Source organism: Streptomyces aureoversilis (genome assembly GCF_042657885.1).
GTDB classification, from domain to species: domain Bacteria; phylum Actinomycetota; class Actinomycetes; order Streptomycetales; family Streptomycetaceae; genus Streptomyces; species Streptomyces aureoversilis.
The window spans coordinates 147235-167649 of sequence record NZ_JBHSKJ010000005.1 but is presented as its reverse complement, the minus strand read 5'-3'; the positions used below and the strand labels follow the sequence as shown (position 1 = coordinate 167649).

Below are 20415 nucleotides of genomic sequence, written 5' to 3'. Positions count from 1 at the left end.
CACAGGGTGCCCAGGGGAGAGCAGAGGGTAACCTCCTCCGCTCGGGTGGGGCCCTGAGATGCGGCGGAGCCCTACCGGTGCCAGCGTGGACAGTGGGCCCAGGTGTGTGCTCTGCGCTCTGGTACAGGAGGTTTGCCATGACGACCAAAACGGCGTGGAACGCCCAGATCGACATCACCGAAGAGGGCCGTAAGGTCACCGCCGATGCCACGCTGATCGGCAAGGGCGGGGAGCGGCAGCTGGTGGGTCATGGCGTCGCCCGGTGCAATCCGGCCGACCAGAACGACCCCGCCATAGGCGACGAACTCGCGGCGGCCCGCGCCCTTTCCGACCTCACCAACAAGCTGCTCGACAACGCGGCCCGCGACATCGAGTCGCACACCCACCAGCCGGTCAAGGGATCGCTCGGCTAGCCCCTGAACCCGGACCGGGCGCTTCGAATCCGGACGTTTCGAATCCGGACGCTTCCCGAATCCAGGCGCTTCCCGAACCCGGATGTTCCCGAACCCGGCCTCCCGGCCGTAGAAACCCGCCCCGGCTCCGCACCGGGGCGGGTTTCTGGATACCGTGACGAAAGGCGGCTCAAGTCCGCACCCGAATTGTCGGCAGTGCGAGGTGAATTGAGAGGCCGTCCGCCCCTGCAGCAGCGTCCGTCCTGGACGTCCGCCGACTCGCCAACTCGTAGGCTCGGGCGGATGAAGCCTTCACCTGCCTCATCAGTGCGCGAGTTCCACCTCGCCTTCGGGCTCGATGCACGTACGATCCCCACAGAGGTCCCCGCCGATCTGGCCGCCCACCGCCAGGAATTGCTGGCCGAAGAGGTGGCCGAAGTCGCCGAGGTCGCCGTCGAAGGCCCGCTCGACAAGCTCGCGCACGAGCTGGCCGACGTCGTCTACGTCGCCTACGGCACGGCCCTCGTGCACGGCATCGACCTGGACGCGGTGATCGCAGAGATCCACCGTTCGAACATGACCAAGCTGGGCCCCGACGGCCAGGCGTCCCGCCGGGCCGACGGAAAGGTGCTCAAGGGAGAGCACTACCGGGCACCGGACGTGTCCGCGGTCCTGCGCAGCCAGGGCTGGCCGGACCGGTCCGGGGGATGACGTCGGCCTGACGCCGTCCTGAGCCGGCCCGGACCCGCACCCCATCACGTACACACGCAACGCACGCCCGTACACCCGCACATACACCCGCACGTACACCAGCCGCTCACAGCGAAGTGACCGGCCGCCCGACCCCGGGCGGCCGGTCGTTTTCGTGGCGCACCGCGCCCGCCCCGGCCCCCTGTCAGGACCAAACGGCCCGACGGGGGTGACGACAAGTCGCCGACGACTTCTCGCCATGGACATCTCATGGTCAACAAGGTCCTACCCGGGCAGAGTTGGACGCAGGGAGTGGCGGCCCGGCCTGCCACCGCGAGACCCCCTTCCCCCGAGCGCCCCAAGGAAAAGGCTCCGGAAAGTTGTCGGGGTGCCGTCGTTTCCCGTGCCCACCCGCGGAAATACGAGGCGATCAATCAATGATCTATCAGAGCACGCACGAGATGATCCTGGACGACGTCTTCCTCGACCTGTCCGGTTTCATTTCGGGGGTCGATGTCCTGCTCAAGCTGGAGGGCTTCAATCCGGCCGGATCCATCAAGATGAAGGCCGCGGTCGGCCTTCTCGAGGACGCGGAGAGCCGCGGGGTCCTGCGCCCCGGAGGCCACGTCATCGAATCCTCCTCCGGCAATCTGGGAATTGCGCTGAGCTCGGTGTGCGCGGCCCGCGGCTACCGCTTCACCTGTGTCGTCGACCCCAACACGTCCGCCCTCAGCATCGCGCTGATGAAGGCCTTCGGCGCACAGGTCGTCTCGGTCGACCAGCGGGACGCCAACGGCGGCTTCCTGCAGTCCCGCATCGACTACATCCACCGGCGGCTCGCCGAGGACCCCGGACTGGTCTGGCCCAACCAGTACGCGAACCCCGCCAACCCCAAGGCGCACTACGAGCGCACGGCGGCCGCCATCGTCAAGCAGGGGCTGGACGTCGACTACCTCTTCGTCGGCGCCGGGACCACCGGGACGCTGATGGGCTGCGTCGCGTACTTCCGGGAGCACTCCCCGCACACCCGCGTGATCGCCGTCGACACCGTCGGCTCGGTCACCTTCGGGAACCCGCCCGGCAGGCGGTACATACCGGGGCTGGGCACCAGCCGCCGGCCCGAGATCTTCGACCCGGAGCAGATCGAGCACACCGTCATGGTCCCCGAGGCCGAGGCCGTGCGCATGTGCCGCCGCCTCGCCGCCCAGCGGGGCATCGTGGCGGGCGGCTCGACGGGGTCGGTGCTGGCCGCCGTCGAAAGCCGGCGGGACGAGATCCCCTCAGGCGCCCGCGTCGTGGCCATCGCGCCCGACTTCGGCGACCGGTACCTCAGCACCATCTACGACGACACATGGGTCCAGGAACGGTTCGGCGCCGACGTCACGGTGCCGAATCAGCGCGGTCACTCTGCCACCACACCGAATCCGATTCCCGGCACCGGCGTGCCGGCCCTGAAGGGATAACAATGTTCGAGTTCAGCGTCATCGGCGGAAAGACCGCCCGCGACATCATCGGCCGCACGCGGCAGCAGATCGTCACGGAGGTGCGCGAGACCTATCTGACCCACCACGCGGGCGAGTCGGTCAACCCCAACAGCTACTTCCTGCGCTTCCCCGACAAGCCCGACAGCCGCATCATCGCCCTGCCCGCCTACCTGGGCGGCAAGACGGACGTGGCCGGCATCAAGTGGATCAGCAGCTTCCCCGGCAACATCGACAAGAGCTTCCCGCGCGCCTCGGCCGCCCTGCTGCTCAACGACTACGAGACCGGCTACCCCTTCGCCTGCCTCGAGGCCTCCCAGATCAGCGCCGCCCGCACCGCCGCCTCCGCGGTCCTGGCCGCGGAGCAGCTGACCGGCGGGCGCACCGCCCGGCGGCTGACCATCGTCGGCGCCGGCATCATCGCCCGCAACATCCTGGAGTTCTTCACCGCCCAGGAGTGGGCCGTGGAGGAGCTGGTCATCCACGACCGGCTGCCCGAGTACAGCAAGGCCTTCGCCGAGTACGCCGGCTCGTCCCTGGGCTACCGGACCACGACCGAGGACGACCTGACGGCCGCCCTGACCGGCTCCGACCTGATCGTCTTCGCCACGACGGCCGGCGAGCCCTACGTCACCGACGCCGCCACCTTCACCGCCGGCCAGGTCGTGCTGAACGTCTCGCTGCGCGACATCGGCCCGGAGATCATCCTCGGTGCGCAGAACATCCTCGACGACATCGGCCACTGCATGACGGCCAACACCTCCCCGCACCTGGCCGAGCAGAAGTACGGGCACCGCGACTTCATCGACGGCACGCTCGCGGAGGTCATCCTCGGCGACGTCGAGCCCGACCGCGACCGTCCGGTGATCTTCTCCCCGTTCGGTCTGGGCGTCCTCGACCTGGCCGTCGGCATGCACGTCTACCGCACGGCGCGGGAGAGCGGCGAGACCGTCGACGTCCCGGACTTCTTCGGCGAGACGCGGCGGTGGTGACGATGACGCTGCCGTCCTCTTCTCCTTCCTCTTCTTCTTCCTCACTCTCTTCTTCTGCTTCCACGGTGACTTCGCCTCTGCCGACCATGTCCACGTCGTCCACGTCGTCCACGTTGTCCACGTCGTCTGGGTTGTCCACGTCGCCCTCCGCCCCCGCTGCCACGGCCCTCGGCGCCTGCATCATCGGCTTCGGCTCCCGCGGCCTCGGCGTCCTGGAGCGGATCGTCACGCTCACCTCGGCCCCCGCATGGGGCGAGCGGCCGTTCACGGTCGACGTCGTCGACCCGCTGTGCGACGCCACGGGCATCCACGACCCGGCCCAGCCCGACTACCTGTTGCTCAACACCACCTGCAACCAGGTCTCGCCGTTCCCGGAGGAGGCCACCGTCGGCGACACCGTCGGCGACCGCGGACCCACCCTCTACGAGTGGGTCCGCGAGCGGGGGCTCCGGCTGGCCGAGGACGGGTACACGCTCGGCCCCGTAGGCCGCGAGATACGCGAGGACGACTACCTTCCCCGCCGCATACTCGGCGAGTACCTCTCCTGGTTCCTGCGGCGGGTCGTGGACCGCGCCCCCGACCACCTGGAGATCCGCTTCCACACGGGCGAGGCCACCGAGCTGACCGTCCTGCCCGACGGCAACCGCCGCATCGTCCTCGACGACGGCGGTGTGCTGACGGCGCCGTTCGTCTTCCTCACCACAGGCCACACCCCGCCGCCCGCCCCGCCCGCGCCGGAGCAGTCGCCAGGGGAGCACCGCAGGGTCCGGGACATCTACCCGCCGAAGAGCCGCTTCGCGGACATCCTGCCCGGACAGACCGTCGCCCTCGGAGGCACGGGACTGTCCGGCATGGACGCCCTCGCCGCGCTCACCCTCGGCCGCGGCGGCCGCTACACCACCGTCGACGGGACCCTGCAGTACGTCCCCAGCGGCTCGGAGCCCAGCATCCTGCTGTACTCCCGCACCGGCCTGCCGTTCCGCGCCCGCCCCAGGGCCAACCGCCAGGGTCCGCTGTACGAGTCACTGGTGCTCACCCCGGAGTCCGTCGACCGCCTGCGGGCCGACGCGCCGGGGGAGGGCATGAGCCTCCACGGCGACCTGCTGCCGCTGGTCCGCACCGAGATGCGCGTCGCGTTCCACCTGCGCTGCGCCGGGCTGCTCGGCGGCGACGAGGCCGAGACGCGGACGGCCGCCACCCTGCGCGAGGCCCTCGCGGCGGGACGGCTGGAGACCGAGCTGGACCGGCTGGACGACGCGCACCGGGAGGACTTCGGCGTCCTGGACCCCGAGGCGCTGCTCTTCCCCGAGACGGGCGAACTCCCCGACAGCGGCGCCTACCAGGACTGGTACGCCGGGCGCATCGCCGCCGACCTGGAGCAGGCGGAGCTGGGCCTGTCCGGCAGCCCGCTCAAGGCGGCGCTGGAAGTGCTGCGCGACCGGCGCGAACTGCTCCGCCGCGCCGTGGACTTCGCGGGCCTGGACGAGAAGTCCCACGAGGAGTTCTACGGTTCCTTCACCGCCGTCCTCAACCGGTCGGTGACCGGACCGCAGCTGGACCGCCACCAGGAGCTGCTCGCCCTGCTCCGGGCCGGCGCCGTCGCCGTCCCCTTCGGCCCCGAGCCGGAACTCGCCTGGGACGCGCAGGAGGAGCGCTGGAGGCTGTCCTCCACGCGGCTGGACACGCCGTACTCCGCCACCGCCGACTGGCTGGTCCACGCCACCTCCGGCCAGCCCGACGTCGAGCGCACCGGCAGCCCGCTGCTCGCGGACCTGGTCCGCAACGGCGCCATCCGCAGGCACCGCCCCGCCGTTGCCAGCAGCAGGGGCGTCGACCTCACCCGCGACCTGCACCCGGTCGGCCGCGACGGCGAGACGGACGAGCGCATGTGGGTGCTCGGCCCGCTGTCCGAAGGCACCACCTTCTACAACCACTACGTGCCGTCGCCGGGCGGCTTCTCACGGGCCCTGATGGACGCCCACCGCAGTGTCACCGCCATGCTCGAAGCAGCGCAGCGCCTGTCCGAACTGCCCCTGACGACTGCAGAGATGGCATCTGCAAAGGTGGCCACGTGAACGCTGCTCTCGCAACCCTCCCCATCCTCGTCACGCTGGGGCTCCTCGCCCTGGGCGTGCGTGCCCTGTACGCAAGCCTGGCGGCCCTGGCGACCGCTCTCGTCATCACGGCCACCTCGTTCCGCACCCCCCTGGGCGACCTCGGCGACGCCCAGCTGCACATGCTGCCGACCATCGTCGAACTGGGCGCGATCCTCTTCGGAGGCATCCTGCTCAGCGAGCTGATGACCCGCACCGGCGCCCAGTCCCGCATGGGCAACTGGATAGGCAGCGCCTGCAGTTCCCCCAGCCGCGCGGTGCTGCTGGTGATGCTCGGCGTGACGCCGTTCGCGGAGTCGCTCACCGGCTTCGGCATCGGCGTCATCGTGGCCATCCCGCTCCTGCGCCAGCTCGGCCTGCCACCGGCGAAGGCCGCCGTGGTCGGCCTGCTGGGCCTGGTCACCGTGCCGTGGGGCTCCCTGGCCCCGGGCAGCCTCGTCGCCGCCGAACTCGGCGACGTCGACTTCCAGCAGCTGGGCATCGACTCCGCCCTGCTGTCCGCGCCCGTCTTCCTCATCTGCGGTGCCGCGACGCTGGTCGTCGCCCTCGGCGTGCGCCGGGCGCTGGCCTCGGCCGGCGACCTGCTGCTGGCCGTGGCAGCGCTCTGGGGCACCGTCTGGGCCGTCAACACCTTCATCGGCGTGCCGCTGGCCGGCGTCCTCGGCGGACTCGTCACCATGGTCGTCCTGCTGGTGGTCTCCCGGATGCTGGAGCGGGACGGCGCGGAGGGCAAGCGCGAGCCCATCGGCCGCACGCTCTCCCCGTACGCCTTCCTCGTCGCCGGCCTCCTGGTGAGCCGGCTGATCCTGGAGTCGGCGGGCGTCAAGGAAGGCTGGTGGACGGTCGTCGCCGGCCCCGGCGGCTGGCTCCTGGTGACCGCCGCCCTCACGCCGAAACTGCTCGGCGCCGGGGAACCCGTCCTGGGCACCGCCGCCGTCGCCGCCCTCGGCCGCTGGTGGCAGGTGACCCTGACGACCGTCGTCTTCCTCACCCTGGGCACCGTGCTCACCGTGACCGGCATGAGCCGGGAGCTCGCCGAGGCCTGCGCCACGATCGGCTCCTCCTACCTCGTGCTCGCCCCCTGGATCGGCGCCGTCGGCGGCTTCCTCGCCGGCTCCAACACCGGTGCCAACGCGATGTTCGCCGCCAGCCAGGCCAACACCGCCGAGGCGCTCGGCTACTCCACCGGGCACCTCGTCGCCGTGCAGAACGTCAGCGCGGCCCTGGCCTCGGGCGCCTCCAGCGCCCGCGTGGTCCTGGCCGCACAGCTGGCGCAGAACGCCCCGGGCCCGGCGGCGCCGCCCAAGGCACCGCAGCCCGCCGGAACGTCCGCACCGTCGTCCTCGCCTTCGGGAACGGCGACCGGGACGATCACCACCCCCGTGGTGCAGACGGCCGCGAACGCGGACACGGAGAGGGAAGCCGACCGCCCCGTGGACACCCGATGGGTCCTGCGCACGGTGCTCTCCGTGCACGCCCTCGTGTTCCTCACGACGGGAGCCATCGCAGTCATCTGGCAGTGAGACCCGAGAGAACCCGACAGAAAGAACGGTCATGACCCACCCCGTTGTGCTGATAGCCGACCAGCTCTCACCCGCAGCAGTCGACGCCCTGGGCGAAGGGGTCGAGATCCGCCACTGCGACGGTACGGACCGCGCCGCCCTCCTGGCGGCCGTCCCGGACGCCGACGCCCTGCTCGTCCGCAGCGGCACCCGCGCCGACGCCGAGGTCATCGCGGCCGGAACCCGTCTCAAGGTCATCGGCCGGGCGGGCGTCGGCCTCGACAACGTCGACGTCGGCGCGGCGACCCGCGCCGGCGTCCTCGTGGTCAACACGCCCACCGCCAACATCGTCAGCGCCGCCGAGCTGACCTGCGCCCTGCTCCTGGCGGCCGCCCGCAACGTCCCGCAGGCCGGCCACTCCCTGAAGCAGGGCTCCTGGGAGCGCAGCCGCTTCACGGGCACCGAGCTCTCGGGCAAGGTGCTCGGCATCGTGGGCCTGGGCCGCATCGGCGCGCTGGTGGCCGAGCGGATGGCGGCGTTCGGCATGGAGATCATCGCCTACGACCCCTACGTGACACCCGCGCGCGCCACGGAGCTCGGCATCGGGACGGCCGGCCTCGACGACCTCCTCACCCGCGCCGACTTCGTCACCGTCCACCTGCCCAGGACGCCCGAGACGATCGGCCTCATCGGCAAGGAGGAACTGGCGAAGGCCAAGCCCACCGCGTACTTCGTCAACGTCGCCCGCGGCGGGATCATCGACGAGACCGCCCTGGCCGACGCCCTCCGCGCCGGCCGCATCGCGGGCGCGGCCCTGGACGTCTTCGAGACCGAGCCCCCCGTGGACTCCCCCCTCCTCGCCCTGGACAACGTGGTGGCCACCCCCCACCTGGGCGCCTCCACCCACGAGGCCCAGGAGAAGGCGGGAACCCAGGTGGCAAGATCAGTGATCCAGGCCCTGACGGGCACCCCGGTCCCGGACGCGGTCAACGCTCCGGAACCCCGCCCCTTCGCGGCCGTGGGCAGCTGAGACCGGGATACGCAGGCACGACGGGTGGGGCCGCTCTCCTTATAGGAGGAGAGCGGCCCCACCCGCCGTACGGCGAATGTGCCCCGGATCACCGCCCATGCGGTCCATGCAGTCCGGGCATGCCAAAAACAGGTCAGGCCTGGTTTCTCTCAGAGAGAGAAACCAGGCCTGACCTGCTGTTTCCGAAGTCGGGGTGGCGGGATTTGAACCCACGACCTCTTCGTCCCGAACGAAGCGCGCTGCCAAGCTGCGCTACACCCCGATGCTCTCCGGTTCCCTGCTTCGCAGGTCTCCGGCGCAACGAGCTCTACTTTAGCGGACCGGAGCCCAGAGGCGAAATCCGATTCCGGGGGCCGCGCAGGTGGGGCCGTATGCGGTCGAGGAGGACCAGGGTGAGGGCCAGTCCGTAGAAGGCCAGGCCGAAGACCACGGCGTTGATGGCGATCCCGTCGTAGCCGTGGAGGTCGATGTCCAGGAAGGGGTACGGGTAGCGGCCGTCGGTGCCGGGGGCGAGGAGGGCGCCTCGGACCAGGGCGAAGGGGAGGTAGAGGAGGGGGTAGACCAGCCACTGCCAGGCGTGGCGCAGCAGGAAGCCGCCGGGCGCCGTGAGCACGAGCCAGTCGAGGGCGGCCGCGAGCGGGGTCACGGTGTGGAGGAGCTGGTTGGCGACCGATTCCAGAGGCGTGCGCTCGCTGGTCATGGAGAAGCCGCTGGAGTCGTTCGAGAGCACGAAATGGAAGACGAGGCCCGTGATGGAGATGAAGAGCAGCGCCGCGCCCGTGATGCGTGGGGGGAGGGCGGGGCGCGCGGTCCAGGCACGGTGGGCGGCCCAGGCGAAGGAGACCGCCACCAGGACGTTGGACTGGATCGTGAAGTAGCTGAAGAGCCGGCCCAGGTCGTCGGAGTCGATCGAGTCCAGGACGATGCCGGTGAGCGCGGCCAGAGCCACGAGCGCGCGGAAGGCCGCCGCGAAGGGGCGGCGGCCGGCCGGGACGATCGCGGACGCGGGAGCGCCCACCGCGCTGGGCGCGCCGCGCCGGGTGGTGGAGGGGGTCGTTTCGGGCATTCCCCCACCGTACGGGTGGGCTCCGGAATCCCGTCGGGCGCAGATCCCCCGACCCGGGCCCGCGCGGCTCAGTCGCGGGCGACGAGGGTGAGGAGGGTGGCCTCCGGGGGGCAGGCGAAGCGGACCGGGGTGTAGCGGTTCGTGCCGCAGCCTGCGGAAACGTGCAGGTAGGAGCGGTGGCCGCCGGCCTTGTGGGTGGAGAGGCCCTTGACCCGCTCGGGGTCGATGTCGCAGTTGGTGACCAGTGCCCCGTAGAAGGGGATGCACAGCTGGCCGCCGTGCGTGTGCCCGGCGAGGATCAGCGGATAGCGGTCGGCGGTGAAGGCGTCGAGCACCCGCAGGTAGGGGGCGTGGACGACGGCCATGGAGAAGTCGGCGTCCTCGCGGGGGCCGCCGGTCACCTCCGCGTACCGGTCGCGCTTGATGTGCGGGTCGTCGAGGCCGGTGAGGGCGATGTCGTAGCCGGCGACCTTGAGGGCGCCGCGGGTGTTGGTGAGGTTCACCCAGCCCGCCGAGTCGAAGCCGTCGCGCAGCTCTTCCCAGGGGTTGTGGATCGCGCCGACCACCGGGGCGTTGCCGTTCAGGCCGTGCTTGCCGCTCGCCCGCTCCAGCAGATAGCGGGCGGGGTTGCGCAGCTTGGGGCCGTAGTAGTCGTTCGAGCCGAAGACGTAGGCGCCCGGGAACTCCATCAGCGGGCCCAGGGCGTCCAGCGTCTCGGGCACGCCCTCCGGGTCGGAGAGGTTGTCGCCGGTGTTGATCACGAAGTCCGGGCGGAGCCCGGCGAGGGACTGCAGCCAGCGCTGCTTCTTGCGCTGCCCGGAGACCATGTGGATGTCGGAGACCTGGAGCACCCGCAGCGGCCGCATCCCGGCCGGCAGCACGGGCACCGTCACCCGCCGCAGCCGGAAGGACCGGACCTCGAAGCCGGCGGCGTAGGCGAGGCCGGCTGCGCCGACCGCCGCGATTCCCAGGGGTACTCCGTATCGAGCGCGCATGGGGTACATGGTCGCAGACCGCCGGCCTCACCCCGTCACGGGCTGTGGATATCTCCCGGACGGCTCGGACCGGCGCCCGGGCCGGACCTGGCCCGGCCCGGGCCGGTGCCGCGGGCCGCATCGGTGGCCGTGTCCCGAACCGATGTCGCGGGCGCCCCGCGGGAGTTGTCGCCGCCCCGCCGCCCCACGGCGTTAATGCGGGGCGCCATCCCCCGCCGAATGCGAAGATTGCGGCATGACCACGCTCAAGTCCACGCTGCACGACGACCTCACCGCCGCCATCAAGGCGCGTGACGAGCTGCGCTCCTCCACCCTCCGCCTCACCCTCTCCGCCGTCGCCTACGAGGAGACCGCGGGCAAGTCCGCCCGTGAGCTCTCCGACGACGAGGTGCTGAAGGTGATCACCCGCGAGGCGAAGAAGCGCCGCGAGGCCGCGGACGCGTTCGACAAGGGCGGCCGCCCCGAGCAGGCCGAGCGGGAGCGCGCGGAGGGCGAGGTGCTCGCCGCCTACCTGCCGAAGCAGCTGTCGGACGAGGAGCTCGCCGCGATCGTCGCCGAGGCCGTGGCCGAGGCCAAGGCCGGCGGTGCCGAGGGGCCGAAGGCCATGGGCGCCGTCATGAAGATCGTGAACCCCAAGGTCGCCGGCCGTGCCGAGGGCAGCCGCGTCGCCACGGAGGTCAAGCGGCTCCTCGCGGGCTGACCGCCGTACCTCTGCACGGACACATGGAAGGGGCGCCCGGACCGATTCGGTCCGGGCGCCCCTTCTCCATTCGCTCACCAGCTGCGGATCACCGGGCATTCGGGCACCGCCTCAGCGGCCGCCGTCCTGGCCCGTCCCCGGCTGGCTGTTCCGCCCGGTGATGCCACCGGTCTTGCCGGTGCCGCCCGGCTTGCCGTTCCCGCCGCCCTGCTTGTTGCCGCCGGTGCCCGGCTTGTTCTTGCGCCCGCTGCCGGTGTTGCCGCCCTTGCCGGAGTCGCCGCGCTCGCCGCCGCCGACCGCCACGGTGTCGAAGGTCGGGGCCTCCTTGCCCTCCAGGGCGCCCGCCATGGCGTCGCGCCAGATCGGGCCGGGGGTGTCGCCGCCGTAGACCTTGTCGTGGTACTGGCCGCCGATGGTGATGTTCTCCATCTCGACGTCCTTGCCCGGGCCGCCGACCCAGACCGCACCGGCCATGTTGGGCGTGTAGCCGACGAACCAGGCGGCCTTGCGGCCGTCCGTCGTACCGGTCTTGCCCGCGCTGTCGCGCCCGTCCAGACCGGCCTCCTTGCCCGTACCGTCCTCGACGACGCCCTTGAGGAGCGTGTTGACCGTGTCGGCGGTCTGCTCGGACATGGCGCGCGAGCACTTGCTCTTCGGGACCGGCAGGCTCTTGCCGTTCGGGCCGGTGGCCGCGTTGATCAGGACGGGCGTGCAGTACGTGCCGCCGTTGGCGAAGGCCGCGTAGGCGGCGGCCATGGTGAGCGGGGACATGCCCTGCGTGCCGAGCGCGATCGAGGGCACCTGGTCCATGTCGGCGCCGGAGGCCGGCTCGAGGCCGAGCTTCGCGGCCATCTTCGTCACCGGGCAGGTACCGATGTCACCGATCATCTGGATGAAGTAGGTGTTGACCGACTTGGCGGTCGCCTCCCGCATCCCGTACGGGCCGACCTCGCTGCGGTTCTCGTTGCTGACGGTCTCGCCGCCGGAGTTCTTCCAGGTGCCCGAGCACGTGTCCACGGAGTCCGGGTAGGGCATCTGGTACGGCGACGAGTACGACTTGTTGGGCGAGATGCCCTCCTCCAGGGCTGCCGCCGCCAGGATCGGCTTGAAGGTGGAGCCGGTCTGGAAGCCGAAGTTCGACCCGCCCCGGTTCTTGTCGGCCGAGAGGTTGATCTGCGTCTGGTGATCGCCGAAGCCGTACGGGCGGGACTGGCCCATGCCGAGCACCTTGCCGGTGCCGGGCTGCACGATCGAGATCGCGGTGGCCACCGGGTCGGACTGGTAGACGTGGTCGGTGATCGACTTCTGGACGGACTTCTGCGTCTGCGGGTCGAGGGTGGTGCGGATCGTCATGCCGCCCTCGTTCCAGCGCTTGGCCCGCGCCTCCTTGGTCTTGCCGAAGGCCGGGTCCTTGAGGAAGACCTCGCGGACGTAGTCGCAGAAGAAGCCGGCGCCGTTCACGGCGGTGATGCAGCCGCTCTTGGGCCGGGTGACCTTGAGCTTGAGGGGCTCGGCCTTGGCGGCCGCGGCCTCCTGTGGGGTCACGACCTTGAGCTCGGCCATGCGCTGCAGCACGGTGTTGCGGCGCTTGGTCGCCTCGTTCGGGGCGTTCACGGGGTCGTAGCGGCTCGGCGACTGCACGATGCCGGCCAGCATCGCCGACTCGGCCAGGGTGAGGTCCTTCGCGCGCTTGCTGAAGTAGCGCTGGGAGGCGGCCTCGACGCCGTAGGACTGCTGCCCGAAGAAGGTGATGTTCAGGTAGTTGTTGAGGATCCGGTCCTTGCCGAGCTCCTTCTCCACCTGGATGGCGTACTTCAGCTCCTTGACCTTGCGGCCGAGGGTCTGCTGGGTGGCCACGGCGACCTTGTCGGGGTCGTCGCCGGCCTCCTCCACGAAGATGTTCTTGATGTACTGCTGGGTGAGCGTGGAGGCGCCCTCGGAGACGCCGCCCGACTGCGCGTTCTTGTTCAGCGCCCGGAGCACGCCCTTGAGGTCGATCGCGCCGTGCTCGTAGAACCGCGCGTCCTCGATGGCGACGATCGCCTTCCGCATGTACGGGGAGATCTCGTTCAGCGGTACGACCGTACGGTCTCTGGAGTAGACCTTGGCGATTTCACCGCCCTCGGCGTCCAGGATTGTGGTGCGCTGGCTGAGCGGTGGGGTCTTCATACTGGCCGGGATCTCGTCGAACCCCTCGACCGACTCCTTGGCCACTAGGCCGAATGCCCCGACGGCAGGCAGGGCCAGGCCCGCCAGAACCGCTCCGGAGAGCACGCTGACACCGAGGAATTTGGCGGCCATCCGGGTCCTGTTGGACCCCTCGCCCGAGCGCTTCTTACCCATGGAGGGAAGCCTACGTTCTCATTCGGCGGACAGACGCCCGTGTGTTCGCCTACGCTGTTTCACGCCAGTCACTGCGGTGTGATTCGGCATCATCTCCGCTCTCACTCTTGTGGGTGATGAGAGGTGTCCGTATTGCCGTCGGTGTCACCCTCTGGGTTATGCGACCCGGGTGACCTGCCCCGATATGACGAGTTGGTCGGTAATGTCGTCCGCTCACTCCGTTGGGTGATCTGCCGCGTACGCATAGTCCGTTCGGGCCATCCAAGATTGGGCCCGAAGGGGGTGTTGCCCCCTGCCCGCCTTCCGTAACGTCCTCAACTGGCAACGGTGAATATGCCGCTGCCGCCGTGGGGGAGCCCCGATTCGGGAGAGGACGGCGCCAGCATGGGCTGGGTAACCGACTGGAGTGCGCAGGCAGCCTGCCGCACTACCGATCCGGATGAACTATTCGTTCAGGGCGCTGCACAGAACAGGGCCAAGGCGGTATGCACCGGGTGCCCGGTGCGCACGGAGTGTCTGGCGGATGCGCTGGACAACCGCGTCGAGTTCGGCGTGTGGGGCGGGATGACCGAGCGCGAGCGCAGGGCGCTGCTGCGGCGCAGGCCGACGGTCACCTCCTGGCGCAGGCTCCTGGAGACCGCCCGCACGGAATACGAGCGCGGGGCGGGCATCCTGTCCCTCGGCGACGACGAGTACGGCGACTACGCCGCCGTCGGGTAGTCCTCGGCCGGACGGCGGACCTTTCCGCAGACGCAGGGCATCCGCAGCCCGCACGTGAGGGGCATCTGCAGCGCTCGGCTCACTCCGCGTCGACGGTGCTCGCTTCGGCGCCCGACGGGCCCGTAGAGGCGCCCTCGGAGGCATCCACGGAGGCGGTGGCGGCAGGCTGGACGGCGAGGCGCTCGCCGATCTCCCGCAGTCCCGCCAGGTCGTGCACATCACCGGGCAGGGCGGCCACTTCCGCCACCGCGACCTCCGGGTGCAGAGCGGTGAAGCGGTCACGCGTGCGCCGCTCGCGGGCGAGCACCTGCATGCGCTCGGCGTGCAGCCGCAGCAGACCGGCCGCGGTCCTCGAAGCGTCGTCGGCTGAAGCATCGTCGGCCGCTGAAGCCGCTGAAGCTACTGAGACCGCTGAAACTGCTGAGGCTGTGTTCGGATCTGTGCCCGGATCTGTGTCCGGATCTCCTGAGGATGCCGGCTGGGGGAGGCCGCTCTCGGGAGGGGACGGGACCGTGGGAGCGCCGGTTCCTGCGACGCGGGCGGTACGTGAGCCAGCTTGCCCGCTCTCACGATCCACAATGCCGCCGTCGGCAAGATTTTCCGATGTTCCTTCCGGGGGTGTGCCCGCAGTCGCGTCCGGGGTCGCCTCCGGCGCCTTCGCAGGCCGCTCGGGGAGCCCTTCCGCCAGGGCCTCGGCCGCGGCGAGCGCCCGGTCCGCCGGGAGCTGATCGGCCGCACTGCCGTGCACCCGGTTGAGGACGAGCCCCGCCAGCGGCATCCGTTCCGCGGCCAGCCGCTCCACGAAGTACGCCGCCTCGCGCAGCGCGTCCCGCTCCGGCGCCGCGACGACAAGGAAGGCCGTACCGGGGGCCTGCAGCAGCCGGTACGTGGCATCCGCGCGCGTGCGGAAGCCGCCGAACATGGTGTCCATGGCCGCCACGAACGTCTGCACGTCCCGCAGGAGCTGGGCCCCCATCAGCTTGTTCAGCGGCCCGCTCATCACGGACATGCCGACGCCCAGGAACTTCATCCCGGCCCGCCCGCCGAGCTTCGCCGGAGCGACCAGCAGCTTGATGAGCTTGCCGTCCAGGAACGACCCGAGGCGCCCGGGAGCGTCCAGGAAGTCGAGCGCGGAGCGGCTCGGCGGGGTGTCCACGACGATCAGGTCCCACTCGTCGCGGGAGCGCAGCTGGCCGAGCTTCTCCATGGCCATGTACTCCTGCGTGCCCGCGAAGCCGGCCGACAGGGACTGGTAGAAGGGGTTCTCGAGGATCGCCCGGGCGCGCTCCTTGTCGGAGTGGGCCTCCACGATCTCGTCGAAGGTCCGCTTCATGTCGAGCATCATGGCGTGCAGCTCGCCGCCGGCGGACGTGTCGATGCCGGGCACCCGGCGGGGCACGTTGTCGAGCTCCTCGATGCCCATCGACTGCGCCAGCCTGCGCGCCGGGTCGATCGTCAGCACGACGACCTTCCTGCCGCGCTCCGCCGCCCGCAGGCCGATGGCCGCCGCAGTGGTCGTCTTGCCGACGCCGCCGGAGCCGCAGCACACGACGATGCGCGTGCGGGGATTGTCCAGGACGGGGTCGACGGCGAGGACGGACGCGGCGTCCAGGCCCTTACGCGGGGCCGGCACCTGGGCTGCTGCCAACGGGGCTGTCAACGGGCCACTCCTTGCTTCCGCAGTTCGCGCGCCATGCGGTACAGCCCCGCCAGGTCAACGCCGTCGCCGAGCAGTTCCAGTTCGTACGTGGGGAGGCCGAGCTCCGCTATGCCGGCGCGGCCGCGGTGCTCCAGGGCGAGCCGCTCGATGTGCTCGCGGGCCTCGGCCAGCAGGGGATCGACGAGCTGCTCGGCGAGGCCGGGGTTGCGCGCGCCGCCGAAGCCGGTGCGCTCCAGGGAGTGCGACAGGGCGTGGGCCACGGCGGCCCGCTGTCCGTTCGCGGCGGCCTCGACGGCCGCGGCGTCCAGGATCTCCGGCCGCACCATGTTGATGACGACGCCGCCCACGGGGAGGCCCGCCGCGCGGAGCTCCGCGATGCCGTCGCACGTCTCCTGGACGGGCATCTCCTCCAGCAGCGTCACGAAGTGCACCGCCGTCTCGGGCGACTTGAGCACCCGCATGACGGCCTGCGCCTGGTTGTGGATCGGGCCGATCCGGGCGAGGCCGGCCACCTCGTCGTTCACGTTGAGGAAGCGGGTGACGCGGCCGGTGGGCGGGGCGTCCATGACGACGTGGTCGTAGACGAAGCGCCCCGTGCGGTCCTTGCGGCGCACCGCCTCGCAGGCCTTGCCGGTGAGCAGGACGTCGCGCAGCCCGGGCGCGATGGTTGTCGCAAAATCGATGGCGCCGAGCTTCCTCAGCGCCCGGCCGGCGCTGCCGAGCTTGTAGAACATCTGGAGGTAGTCGAGCAGAGCCCGCTCGGCGTCGATGGCCAGGGCGAACACCTCGCCCCCGCCCGGAGCCACCGCGATCTTGCGCTCCTCGTAGGGCAGCGCTTCCGTCTCGAACAGCTGGGCAATGCCCTGCCGGCCTTCCACCTCCACCAGGAGAGTGCGTTTGCCCTCGGCGGCGAGGGCAAGCGCGAGTGCCGCGGCGACCGTGGTCTTGCCGGTTCCGCCCTTGCCGCTGACGACATGGAGCCTGCTCATGATTCGGAGCCTAATTCCTTTGCGACGGCCTTGTGGCGGCAGGTGGCGACATGAGGCTGTTCGAACGGTGGGGGTGCGCGGTGCCCGGCCGCGCCCGCATGGACGACCCCGTGGACGGGCCCGGCGGGGGCTGTCGGCGCGAGGCATTACAGTCGGCCTATGACCAAATGGGAATACGCCACCGTGCCGCTGCTCGTGCACGCGACCAAGCAGATCCTGGACACCTGGGGCGAGGACGGCTGGGAGCTCGTCCAGGTCGTGCCGGGGCCGAACAACCCCGAGCAGCTGGTGGCCTACCTCAAGCGGCCGAAGCCGTGAGCGCCGTCGAGAGCCGGCTCGCCGAGCTCGGCCTGACCCTGCCGGACGTCGTGCCGCCGATCGCCGCCTACCAGCCGGCCGTGCGGTCCGGGGCGTACGTGTACACGGCGGGCCAGCTGCCCATGGTCAAGGGCTCCATCCCCGTGACGGGCAAGGTCGGTGCCGAGGTCAGCGCCGAGCAGGCCAAGGAGCTCGCGGCGACCTGCGCGCTCAACGCCCTGGCCGCCGTCAAGTCGGTCATCGGTGACCTGGACCGGATCGTGCGCGTGGTGAAGGTCGTCGGCTTCGTCGCGTCCGCCCCCGACTTCACCGCCCAGCCGGGTGTCCTCAACGGCGCCAGCGAGCTGCTCGGCGAGGTGCTCGGCGAGAAGGGCGTGCACGCCCGCTCCGCCGTGGGCGTCGCGGTGCTGCCGCTGGACGCGCCGGTCGAGGTCGAGATCGTGGTCGAGGTCCGGGACTGATCCGGGGCCGGCTCCCGAGCGGGCGGGCAGCCGGGTAGCGGCCGGAGCGGGTCCGGAGCCGCGCCGGCCGCGCCGGTCCGCTACGGGCCTCGTCCCCTCGAACATCCGCGCGCGAGCGCATAGCATCCGGCCATGTCGACTTCGAACGGCCAGTGGTACCCGCCGGAGTGGCCGGACCGGATCAGAGCGCTCACGCGCGGGGAGCTCCGCCCCGTGAGCCCCCGCCGCGCCGCGACCGTCCTGCTGCTGCGCGACGGAGCCGACGGCCCCGCCGTCCACATGCTGCGCAGACGCGCCTCCATGGCCTTCGCCGGAGGCGCGTACGCGTATCCGGGCGGCTCCGTGGACCCGCGCGACGAGCGGGGGGACGTGCCCTGGGCCGGACCGGCCCCCGCGCAGTGGGCCCGGAGCCTGGGCGTCGACGCCGCCTCGGCCCAGGCCATCGTGTGCGCCGCGGTCCGGGAGACCTTCGAGGAGGCCGGGGTGCTGCTCGCCGGGCCCACCCCCGGCACGGTCGTCGCGGACACCACGGGCCCCGAGTGGGAGGCCGAGAGGGCCGCCCTCGTCAGCCGTGAGCTGTCGTTCGCCGACTTCCTCGTGCGGCGCGGCCTGCTGCTGCGCAGCGACCTCCTGGGCGGCTGGGCGCGCTGGATCACGCCCGAGTTCGAACCGCGCCGCTACGACACCTGGTTCTTCGTCGCCGCGCTCCCCGAGGGGCAGCGCACCCGCAACGCCTCCACGGAGGCGGACCGTACGGTGTGGATCCGCCCCGCCGACGCGGCCGACGGCTTCGACCGCGGCGAGCTGCTGATGATGCCGCCCACCATCTCCACGCTGCGCGAGCTGCGCCCGTACGGCAGCGCCGCCGAAGCGCTGACCGCCGCGCGTGACAGGGATCTCACCCCCGTCCTGGCCCGGGCGCGGCTCGACGGGGAGGAGATCGTGCTGAGCTGGCCCGGACACGACGAATTCACCCGGCGCGTCGCCGGCAAACCCTCGGGACCTTCGGAGGCCGACCGATGACATCCGCGACCGAACTCCCCGGCCGCCCGCGCGCAGGGGCCATCGGCGGTCCGGCGACCGCCCGCGCGACCTGCGTCCTCGCGCCCAACCCCTCCGCCATGACGCTCGACGGCACCAACACCTGGATCGTCGCGGAACCGGACTCCGACCTCGCCGTCGTCATCGATCCCGGGCCGCTGGACGACACCCACCTGCAGGCCGTGATCTCGACCGCGGAGGCCGCCGGGAAGCGCGTCGCCCTCACCCTGCTGACCCACGGTCACCCCGACCACTTCGACGGCGCCGCGCGCTTCGCCGAGCTGACCGGCACCCGCGTACGGGCCCTGGACCCGGCGCTGCGCCTGGGCGGCGAGGGCCTCGGCATCGGTGACGTGGTCACCACCGGGGGCCTGGAGCTGCACGTGCTCTCCACGCCCGGCCACACCGCCGACTCGCTGTGCTTCCACCTGCCCGCCGACCGGGCGCTGTTCACCGGCGACACGGTCCTGGGCCGCGGCACGACGGTCGTAGCCCACCCCGAGGGCCGGCTCGGCGACTACCTCGACTCCCTGCGCCGGCTGCGCGCGCTCGCCGTGGAGGAGGACGTGCGGACGATCCTTCCCGGGCACGGCCCGGTCCTCGACGACGCGTGCGGTGCCATCGACTTCTACCTCGTGCACCGGGCGAAGCGGCTGGCCCAGGTGGAGACCGCCGTGGAGAACGGCTACCGCTCGGCCGCGGAGGTGGTCGCCCACGTCTACGCGGACGTCGACCGCTCGCTGTGGCCGGCCGCGGAGCTGTCCGTACGGGCGCAGCTGGAGTACCTGGGGGAGCACGGGCTGATCCAGTGAGCGGCCTTTCGCGTGGCCGTCGCCGCCCTGTGAGCGCATGACGAGCGCATGACTCGTGACCGAGGCATGACTCGTGACCAGGGCATGCCGAAGGCCCCTGCCGTCGCCGGCAGGGGCCTTCCGAGCGTGTGGGCGCGCCGCAGGGCGCTCCCGTTATGCCGTGCGCCCGGGGCGTGCGGCGTGCACGCCCCGCACGGCTTGCGTCAGCGGGAGCGCTTCGCGAGCCGCTCGACGTCGAGGAGGATCACCGCACGGGCCTCCAGACGCAGCCAGCCGCGGCCGGCGAAGTCGGCGAGCGCCTTGTTGACCGTCTCGCGGGAGGCGCCGACGAGCTGGGCCAGCTCCTCCTGGGTGAGGTCGTGCACCACGTGGATGCCTTCCTCGGACTGCACGCCGAAGCGGCGCGACAGGTCCAGCAGGGCCTTGGCGACGCGGCCGGGGACGTCCGAGAAGACGAGGTCCGACATCGAGTCGTTGGTGCGGCGCAGCCGGCGGGCGACGGCGCGCAGCAGTGCGGTGGCCACCTCCGGGCGGGCGTTGAGCCAGGGCTGCAGGTCGCCGTGGCCGAGGCCGAGCAGCTTGACCTCGGTGAGGGCGGTGGCGGTGGCGGTGCGCGGCCCGGGGTCGAAGAGCGACAGCTCCCCGATGAGCTCACCGGGGCCCAGGACGGCCAGCATGTTCTCGCGGCCGTCGGGGGAGGTGCGGTGGAGCTTCACCTTGCCCTCGGTCACCACGTAGAGGCGGTCGCCGGGATCCCCTTCGTGGAACAGGGCGTCGCCCCTCGCGAGGGTGGCCTCGCCCATGGAGGCGCGCAGCTCAGCGGCCTGCTCGTCATCGAGCGCCGCGAAAAGCGGGGCGCGCCGCAGAACGTCGTCCACGAGTTCTCTCCTTGTCGACATGCACAGAGGACCGTGGTCCCCATGATGCCCGTCGGTAAAACTGTGTGATCAAACACAAGTGTCGCGCATCGTCGCCCGAAGCCCTACGGCAGGGGTCCGATTGGGCTGTGGTTTTCCTGCGTGAGGGCCGGATGTCAGTGGCGGGGCTTAGTCTGGCCGGGTGTCCAATACGCCGGTGAGAGCACAGGGCAAGGGGGCTGGAAGGGTGAC

The 20415-nt window shown here is 71.3% G+C and carries 18 protein-coding genes, 1 tRNA gene and 1 pseudogene; 13 read left to right on the top strand and 7 right to left on the bottom strand.

What is annotated here, in order from left to right:
• The first annotated feature begins 137 nt into the window (after positions 1-137).
• The 7 genes and pseudogenes from ACFPP6_RS10780 to ACFPP6_RS10750 all read left to right on the top strand — a co-directional run.
• A complete protein-coding gene (locus ACFPP6_RS10780) occupies positions 138-413 on the top strand; it encodes a DUF1876 domain-containing protein (protein WP_382039558.1) in 276 nt (91 codons plus the stop codon).
• Positions 414-695: 282 nt separating this feature from the next.
• A complete protein-coding gene (locus ACFPP6_RS10775; protein ID WP_382039555.1) occupies positions 696-1103 on the top strand; it encodes a pyrophosphohydrolase domain-containing protein in 408 nt (135 codons plus the stop codon).
• Between the two features lie 416 nt (positions 1104-1519).
• Positions 1520-2545, top strand: coding sequence for a 2,3-diaminopropionate biosynthesis protein SbnA (gene sbnA, locus ACFPP6_RS10770; protein WP_382039552.1), 1026 nt, complete (start codon positions 1520-1522; stop codon positions 2543-2545).
• Positions 2546-2547: 2 nt separating this feature from the next.
• Positions 2548-3555, top strand: coding sequence for a 2,3-diaminopropionate biosynthesis protein SbnB (gene sbnB, locus ACFPP6_RS10765; protein ID WP_382039549.1), 1008 nt, complete (start codon positions 2548-2550; stop codon positions 3553-3555).
• 131 nt (positions 3556-3686) lie between these two features.
• Positions 3687-5630 (top strand): FAD/NAD(P)-binding protein, encoded by a 1944-nt coding sequence (locus ACFPP6_RS10760; protein WP_382039546.1) that lies wholly within the window; start codon positions 3687-3689, stop codon positions 5628-5630.
• On the top strand, positions 5627-7192 hold the full coding sequence (locus ACFPP6_RS10755) for an L-lactate permease (RefSeq protein WP_382039543.1): 1566 nt from the start codon (positions 5627-5629) through the stop codon (positions 7190-7192). The genes ACFPP6_RS10760 and ACFPP6_RS10755 overlap by 4 nt, the downstream gene beginning before the upstream one ends.
• 31 nt (positions 7193-7223) lie before the next feature.
• Positions 7224-8162, top strand: a pseudogene (locus tag ACFPP6_RS10750) (hydroxyacid dehydrogenase); the annotation flags it as partial.
• Between the two features lie 227 nt (positions 8163-8389).
• On the opposite strand, the gene ACFPP6_RS10745 reads toward ACFPP6_RS10750, so the two are convergent.
• The 3 genes from ACFPP6_RS10745 to ACFPP6_RS10735 all read right to left on the bottom strand — a co-directional run bounded on the left by ACFPP6_RS10745 (position 8390) and on the right by ACFPP6_RS10735 (position 10262).
• Positions 8390-8463: transfer RNA gene (locus tag ACFPP6_RS10745), tRNA-Pro, on the bottom strand.
• Positions 8464-8508: 45 nt separating this feature from the next.
• On the bottom strand, positions 8509-9267 hold the full coding sequence (locus tag ACFPP6_RS10740) for a Pr6Pr family membrane protein (RefSeq protein ID WP_382039540.1): 759 nt from the start codon (positions 9265-9267) through the stop codon (positions 8509-8511).
• 68 nt (positions 9268-9335) lie between these two features.
• Positions 9336-10262, bottom strand: a complete 927-nt coding sequence (locus ACFPP6_RS10735) for a metallophosphoesterase (RefSeq protein WP_382039538.1) — start codon at positions 10260-10262, stop codon at positions 9336-9338.
• 235 nt (positions 10263-10497) lie between these two features.
• Between ACFPP6_RS10735 and ACFPP6_RS10730 the strand changes: the two genes are divergently transcribed.
• Complete coding sequence (locus tag ACFPP6_RS10730; protein ID WP_382039535.1) at positions 10498-10962, top strand: GatB/YqeY domain-containing protein; 465 nt, start codon at positions 10498-10500, stop codon at positions 10960-10962.
• Between the two features lie 111 nt (positions 10963-11073).
• Here the strand turns inward: ACFPP6_RS10730 and ACFPP6_RS10725 are convergent, their stop codons facing one another.
• The gene (locus ACFPP6_RS10725; RefSeq protein ID WP_382039533.1) at positions 11074-13305 is read right to left on the bottom strand and encodes a transglycosylase domain-containing protein; all 2232 of its coding nucleotides are present in this window, start codon (positions 13303-13305) and stop codon (positions 11074-11076) included.
• A 384-nt stretch (positions 13306-13689) separates the two neighbouring features.
• Here ACFPP6_RS10725 and ACFPP6_RS10720 point away from each other — a divergent pair, with 384 nt between their 5' ends.
• Positions 13690-14025: a WhiB family transcriptional regulator gene (locus tag ACFPP6_RS10720; RefSeq protein WP_058045538.1), complete on the top strand. Its 336-nt coding sequence runs from the start codon at positions 13690-13692 to the stop codon at positions 14023-14025.
• A 79-nt stretch (positions 14026-14104) separates the two neighbouring features.
• Here ACFPP6_RS10720 and bagB read toward each other — a convergent pair whose 3' ends face one another.
• Together bagB and bagA are read right to left on the bottom strand one after the other, a co-directional pair.
• Complete coding sequence (gene bagB, locus ACFPP6_RS10715; RefSeq protein WP_382039529.1) at positions 14105-15685, bottom strand: ArsA family ATPase; 1581 nt, start codon at positions 15683-15685, stop codon at positions 14105-14107.
• Complete coding sequence (gene bagA, locus ACFPP6_RS10710) at positions 15682-16674, bottom strand: ATPase BagA (protein WP_382039526.1); 993 nt, start codon at positions 16672-16674, stop codon at positions 15682-15684. The genes bagB and bagA overlap by 4 nt, the downstream gene beginning before the upstream one ends.
• A 159-nt stretch (positions 16675-16833) precedes the next feature.
• Here bagA and ACFPP6_RS10705 point away from each other — a divergent pair, with 159 nt between their 5' ends.
• The 4 genes from ACFPP6_RS10705 (at position 16834) to ACFPP6_RS10690 (ending at position 19306) form a co-directional block, all read left to right on the top strand.
• Complete coding sequence (locus ACFPP6_RS10705; protein ID WP_086785308.1) at positions 16834-16992, top strand: DUF4177 domain-containing protein; 159 nt, start codon at positions 16834-16836, stop codon at positions 16990-16992.
• Positions 16989-17453 (top strand): RidA family protein, encoded by a 465-nt coding sequence (locus ACFPP6_RS10700; protein WP_058045540.1) that lies wholly within the window; start codon positions 16989-16991, stop codon positions 17451-17453. The genes ACFPP6_RS10705 and ACFPP6_RS10700 overlap by 4 nt, the downstream gene beginning before the upstream one ends.
• Before the next feature lie 132 nt (positions 17454-17585).
• Positions 17586-18476 carry an NUDIX hydrolase gene (locus tag ACFPP6_RS10695; RefSeq protein WP_382039523.1) on the top strand — a complete coding sequence of 297 codons (891 nt, stop codon included), beginning with the start codon at positions 17586-17588 and terminating at the stop codon, positions 18474-18476.
• On the top strand, positions 18473-19306 hold the full coding sequence (locus ACFPP6_RS10690) for an MBL fold metallo-hydrolase (protein WP_382039520.1): 834 nt from the start codon (positions 18473-18475) through the stop codon (positions 19304-19306). Before ACFPP6_RS10695 ends, ACFPP6_RS10690 begins: the two co-directional genes overlap by 4 nt.
• Before the next feature lie 203 nt (positions 19307-19509).
• Here the strand turns inward: ACFPP6_RS10690 and ACFPP6_RS10685 are convergent, their stop codons facing one another.
• Positions 19510-20184: a Crp/Fnr family transcriptional regulator gene (locus tag ACFPP6_RS10685; protein ID WP_030367278.1), complete on the bottom strand. Its 675-nt coding sequence runs from the start codon at positions 20182-20184 to the stop codon at positions 19510-19512.
• Positions 20185-20415 lie beyond the last annotated feature (231 nt).